The organism is Aquabacterium sp. A08, assembly GCF_011742065.1.
Genome location: NZ_JAAQQT010000456.1, coordinates 1 through 401 on the forward strand (window position 1 = coordinate 1; position 401 = coordinate 401).

Here is a 401-nt window from a genome sequence, read left to right on the forward strand (position 1 = left end):
GTGGCGCAGGCGCGCGGCGACGGTGCCCCGGTGCGCCTGGACGCGCCGGCCACGCCGGAACGGGTGTTGTGGGCGGTGTCGAAAGACGGCCCGCCCGGCCCCGCGCCCTGAACACCCCGGCCGGCGCACCCAGCCCCTGGGCTGCGTGCAGTCGGCCGGGCCGGAACGGTCCTGGGGCGGCGTGGCATGCGGTTACAGTCGGGTCCGTGCCCTTGTCCACCCCACCCGCCTTCGCCCCCAGCACCCTGCCGGACGCGCGCCAGCGCATCGCCGCGGTCCAGGCCGCCCTGGCCCAGGCCGGCGTGGCGCTGCGTGCGCCACCGCCCGAGCCCACCACCTGTTGCGGCCGGGGCTGCAACGGCTGTGTCTGGGAAGGCTATTACGCCGCCCTGACCTTCTGG

At 77.1% G+C, this 401-nt stretch carries 1 protein-coding gene; it reads left to right on the plus strand.

Annotation, left to right across the window (positions count from 1 at the left end; genetic code table 11):
* Window positions 1–206 precede the first annotated feature (206 nt).
* The coding region (locus tag HA630_RS02590) for an oxidoreductase-like domain-containing protein (RefSeq protein WP_166832231.1) at window positions 207–401 on the plus strand (195 nt) is incomplete at its 3' end.